This window comes from uncultured Mucilaginibacter sp., assembly GCF_903893715.1.
Lineage (GTDB): Bacteria > Bacteroidota > Bacteroidia > Sphingobacteriales > Sphingobacteriaceae > Mucilaginibacter.
In genome coordinates this window covers 1-5361 of the sequence record NZ_CAITNG010000111.1, presented here as the reverse complement: position 1 = coordinate 5361, position 5361 = coordinate 1, and the positions used below count along the sequence as shown (strand labels likewise).

Sequence of the window (5361 nt, the reverse complement as noted above, 5' to 3'; positions counted from 1 at the left end):
GGAAGATGTAAAATGGAAGACGGAAGATGTAATTATAGCAAATCCGAAATAAAAAACACCCATAAATACCCATAACCCAAATCGTAGAAACATCTAAAAAACAACCAATACCGTATATCAAACCAATGAAGCCACATCTTCTTTCACCAGCCATAGCTTTAGCGAAGGCTGGCATACATCTTCCATAACAACATGAACTCCTGTCTGTACAAAGCCAAAGTAATGCACCACCGGCTTGCACCCAAAGTGCATAGCTTTCATTATAGCGTGTTTATGTTTTATTTAGACCTGGACGAGATAGATATGCTGCACCGCAAGCTGAAATTGATGAGCCGCAACCACTTTAACCTGTTCAATTTTAAGGATAGCGACCATTTGCAGTTGCCGAGGGAAAAGCCTGATGCGTCAAAGAACGTGCGTGCGCACCTGGTTGATTATTTGGCCGGGAACGGTGTGGATATTGGCAAGGGGCGCATTATGGTGCTCACCAATTTGAGTACCTTGGGTTACCAGTTTAACCCGGTATCGTTTTATTTTTGTTATGACGAGCAGGGGGCTTTGGCATGTTCGGTAGTGGAGGTATGCAATACCTTTCGCGAGATGAAGCCTTATTTTTTAGGCGCAAATACCCGTGTTGGCGATACCTTTAAACTGAATACTACCAAGTATTTTTATGTGTCGCCGTTTATAGATATGGATACCAATTTCGATTTCGATTTACAGGAACCGGGCGAGAAGATGCAGTTGAAGATAGATGATTACGATAAAGAAGGCAAGCGGTTTTTTATCAGTACATTGAGCGGTGTGCGCAAACCTTTGACCGATGCCAACCTGCTGCTGTACTTTATCAGTTTTCCGCTCATCACGGTGAAAGTGATTGGCTTGATACATTGGCAGGCGTTTAAGCTGTGGCTAAAAAAATTGCCTTATCATAAAAAAACCGACCAAACGGATTTGCAAAAAGATGTTTTTAGGCCTTATCCTTCAAAATAGTGTGCTTTTGTAAATCTATTATAGATAAGATTTCGTAAATATGTTAAATATTTAATTTTTTGACCTATGCCCGATGCGCTGACCCTTATTAAAAAGAGCAATTTTTACCAGGACATTGTTATAAAATTTTTATCGAAAATGGTGAACGGTCAGCTTTATTTGACCCTTCACGACGGACAATCCATAACCATTGGCGATGGTAAAGACGCCTTACGCGCCAACATCACGGTTAACAACGAGGAATTTTACAAACGCTGCATTTTATTTGGGGACATCGGTTTTGGCGAGGCTTATGTGGATGGTTTATGGGATACCGATAACATCACCAATGTGATCAAATGGGTATTGCTCAATATAGAAAACGCGCCCAACCTTTCGGGCAGTAAAGCGCAGGCCGCAGGTTTAAACCTGCTCAAAATGTATAACAAGCTGGTGCATTTTAAACGTGCCAATACCGTGGAGGGTTCGAAGAAGAATATCTCGGCGCATTACGACCTGAACAACGATTTCTTCGCCAGTTTTTTGGATCCGACCATGACCTACTCGAGCGCTTATTTTTACAAAGATGGCATCAGTTTAGAGGAAGCGCAATTGGCCAAATACGAACGCCTGTGCAAACAATTGCGCCTAAAACCAACCGACCATGTGTTGGAGATCGGCAGCGGCTGGGGCGGCAATGCCATTTATATCGCGAAGAATTACGGATGTAAGGTAACTTCGCTCACCATTAGCGAAGAGCAGGCCAAACTGGCCCGTGAGCGGGTAACTGAAGCGGGGTTGGACGGCAAAGTAGAGATATTGCTGAAAGACTACCGCGAACTGGACGGTACCTATGATAAAATTGTTTCCATCGAAATGCTGGAAGCCGTGGGTGACGCTTTTTTAGATGTGTATTTCAGGCAGGTGAACTCGCTGTTGAAAAAGAACGGCTTGCTGGCCATACAGGTGATCACCAGTCCCGATTCGCGCTATGAGAGCCTAAAAAAAGGGGTGGATTGGATACAGAAACATATTTTTCCGGGCTCTTTGTTGCCGAGTGTGGCGGCCATCAACGGTGCGATCAACCGCACCAGCGACATGACTTTGGTGGATTTGAAAGACCTGGGTCTGCACTATGCAGAAACCTTGCGTTTATGGTTTGTGCAGTTTAACGCCAATCTAACCAAAGCTAAGAAACTGGGTTTTGACGATACGTTTGTGCGCAAATGGAACTATTATCTGTGCTATTGCGAGGCGGCCTTTGCCATGCGCAACATCAATGTGATGCATTTGGTGTATACCAGGCCAAATAATTTGGAGTGGTAGCCAGTGAATATCGAACGCCGAATTTTGAATGGCGAATGATGAAGTGATTAGTCCCTGTCAACACTAATTTCTTTGAACCGACTGAAAACAAGGAATGCAAGTAAGCAGAGCGTAAATCCACATAATCCGTTTAGCCGCAAGCCAAAATCGTTACGGCTACTGATGCCGTAAACTGTGAGGAAGGCAAATAGTGCCAGACCAAGTGTTTGTCCCAATTTTACAAATAAGTATTTTACGGCAAAGAACATGCCTTCGCGGTTTTCGCCGGTCTCTTCAGCATCCTGTTGAGCAATATCTGCCAATATCGCGTTGGGTAGTATGCCCAATGATGCAAGTGGAAAAGCTGCGCATAATACAAGTGTGTAAATTTGTGCATGGGGCGACATCGGGAATTTGCCCAAAAAGTATATGGTTAGGAATATGAGTGCGAGCACGATGAAAGAGAACATCACGATAGGCTTTTTGCCCCAACGAATGGAGAGGAAGTTGATAAGCGGGTAAAAAAGTATAGAAACCAACACCATCGTGCCCATAAGGGGGCCGCCTTCAGACTCTTTTAAACCGAGTAATACCTTGATAAAGTAAAGTAGGCCACTCGATATTATACTAAGCGCCATATAGTACGAGAAATCGGTTATGAGATAGTACTTGAAATTGCGATTCTTAAAAGTTGCTACGATAGCCGGCCACATTGGCATGTGAGATGGCTTGCTGTTAGAGTACCGCTTCTCGTCGATAAAAAGAACCGGGATAAGCATCACCATACCAGCGAAAATGCTTAAACCCCAAATTGTATATTGCAACGCTTCGGTGCGGCTGGCCACATGAAAACTATGTTGTATCAAATCGGCAAAGTTGTTTACCAGTGCTGAAAGGATAATCCCCAATACAAAACCTATCTGCTGCCATGAGGATAGTTTTATTTTTTCGGCAGCGGTCTCTGTCATTTCAGGCAACAAGGCATTGTACGGGATGATATAACTTGTGGCGGAAATCAGGAAGCCCCCGAGTGTAATAGCTATCCAAAGCGCATTATATACACTTTCTGCACGCACCAAAGGATAAAAGGTGAGGGAGCAAAAAAGAACTGCCGGTAAAATGGCTCTTAGCATAAAAGGGGTTCTACGGCCTTTGGGATTTTTGCTTTTATCGCTCAACGATGCTAAAAATGGGTCGTAAAATGCATCGACCATACGGCCGGAAGTAAGTACAACCGACATGATATTGAACAAGCCAAAAACCATGAGTTGAGGCACAAGCCGTATCAGGCCGGATTTTTCAGGAGGCAGATAAAAATAAGTCAGCATCACCAGAATCATGTTAGTCATGATGCTCCAGCCCATCATACCCGCGGCATAGGCAATTTGTTTACGGAACGGTAGTTTGGCGGCAGGCATGCCTGCAATATGCAAAATTTAAGCAAATACTTCCGCAGGTTATTTTTTTTTGACATGAAACCGAGTATTAATAGAAAATATGGAGTTAATTTAGCGACCTGAAAAGTAACAGACATCTTTATGATGGTGTTTGACAATTTATTGTGGTATCAGATAACAAAACAACGGCGCTAACAACATTTGCAACACTTGAGGATGTACCCCAATTGGAGGCTTTGGTGAACAAAGCCTATCGCGAAGAATCGGCAACCATGGGATGGACATCGGAAGCGCATTTATTGGATGGTACCCGTATTGATGCGGCAACGCTTGCTGAGTATATCGCTGAAAGAAACTCGGTGATATTGAAGTTTTGCGACGATAAGGGCAATGTTGCAGGATGTGTGCATTTGCAGTTAAAGGAAACCGTAGTGTATTTGGGTATGCTGAGTGTTGACCCGGACCGGCAAGACAAAGGTATAGGGAAGCATTTGCTAAAACAGGCCGAATTTTATGGTTCGGACCATGGCAGGTTTAAGATGCAAATTACCGTTTTAGATACCCGCACCGAGTTAATTGCCTGGTACCAACGTTACGGATATAAACAAACAGGCGAAATTCGCCCGTTTCCAACAGAAACGAAGTTTGGGCTGCCAAAACAACCCTTACAGTTAATGGTTATGGAAAAAGTAATAGATATATAAACAGTTGACAGGTGCTTTGGTTATCTTAAGTGTTTAAAATAAACTTTGTGCTGTTTAAATGGTTAACAGTAACGAGGTAACAGTACCCCTGATAAATGGATAACAACGATACTGCAATAGAACCCACACCCCAACAAGGCTCGGCATTTAAACGATGGCTGATCGGTGTTTTTATTGATCTGTATAAGGTTTCGATGTTTGTTGTACGCTTTTTTAAAGAAGTTTTCTTCCCGCCATACGAGGTTAAGGAGGTAATGAAGCAATGTTATGAAGTGGGTGTGCGTTCGCTCACTATCGTCTCGGTTACAGCTTTTATTATTGGGGTTATATTTACCAAACAATCAAGACCTTCGCTTTCGGAGTTTGGGGCAACATCATGGCTGCCGCGTTTGGTGTCTATCGCCATTATGCGCGCGTTGGCGCCGTTGATTACAGCTATTATAGTGGCGGGAAAGGTGGGTTCGAGCATTGGTGCCGAGTTGGGCTCGATGCGTGTTACGGAACAGATAGATGCCATGGAAGTATCGGGTACCAAACCTTTTAAGTATCTGGTTTGTACCCGTATACTCGCTACTACCATCACCGTGCCCATTTTGGCCACTTATGCGGGTTTCATCGCCTTGATTGGTGGCTATGTCAATGTTGCCCAAAACGAAGGCACTACCTATACCGCCTTTATGGAGCAGGTGTTCGAGCCGCTGGGCTTTATCGATTTTACGTCCTCGCTGGCCAAATCCATCGTGTTTGGTTTTACCATTGGCGTGGTGGGTTGCTATCAGGGCTATTTTTCAACGAAGGGTACCGAAGGGGTGGGTAAGGCGGCCAACATGGCGGTGGTAACGGCGATGTTCATTGTTTTTATTGAGGAAGTAATCATAGTACAAATATTTGGATGGTGGAGGTAACGGATATATGATGAAAAAGGAAAAAACCACCATCGATTATAAGGAAGCCGTTATCAGTATAAGAGGGCTGAAAAAGGC

At 43.8% G+C, this 5361-nt stretch carries 5 protein-coding genes; 4 read left to right on the top strand and 1 reads right to left on the bottom strand.

All coding sequences use genetic code 11. From position 1 onward, the window contains the following. Nucleotides 1-192: 192 nt before the first annotated feature. Nucleotides 193-993: a DUF1365 domain-containing protein gene (locus QZX97_RS12370; RefSeq protein ID WP_295651406.1), complete on the top strand. Its 801-nt coding sequence runs from the start codon at nt 193-195 to the stop codon at nt 991-993. A gap of 66 nt (nt 994-1059) precedes the next feature. Next, nucleotides 1060-2298, top strand: coding sequence for a cyclopropane-fatty-acyl-phospholipid synthase family protein (locus QZX97_RS12365; protein ID WP_295651404.1), 1239 nt, complete (start codon nt 1060-1062; stop codon nt 2296-2298). A 47-nt stretch (nt 2299-2345) separates the two neighbouring features. Here the strand turns inward: QZX97_RS12365 and QZX97_RS12360 are convergent, their stop codons facing one another. Next, nucleotides 2346-3695 carry an MFS transporter gene (locus QZX97_RS12360; RefSeq protein WP_295651401.1) on the bottom strand — a complete coding sequence of 450 codons (1350 nt, stop codon included), beginning with the start codon at nt 3693-3695 and terminating at the stop codon, nt 2346-2348. Nucleotides 3696-3838: 143 nt separating this feature from the next. Between QZX97_RS12360 and QZX97_RS12355 the strand changes: the two genes are divergently transcribed. Next, nucleotides 3839-4378: a GNAT family N-acetyltransferase gene (locus QZX97_RS12355; RefSeq protein WP_295664685.1), complete on the top strand. Its 540-nt coding sequence runs from the start codon at nt 3839-3841 to the stop codon at nt 4376-4378. 95 nt (nt 4379-4473) lie between these two features. Next, nucleotides 4474-5283, top strand: coding sequence for an ABC transporter permease (locus QZX97_RS12350; RefSeq protein ID WP_295664684.1), 810 nt, complete (start codon nt 4474-4476; stop codon nt 5281-5283). Nucleotides 5284-5361 lie beyond the last annotated feature (78 nt).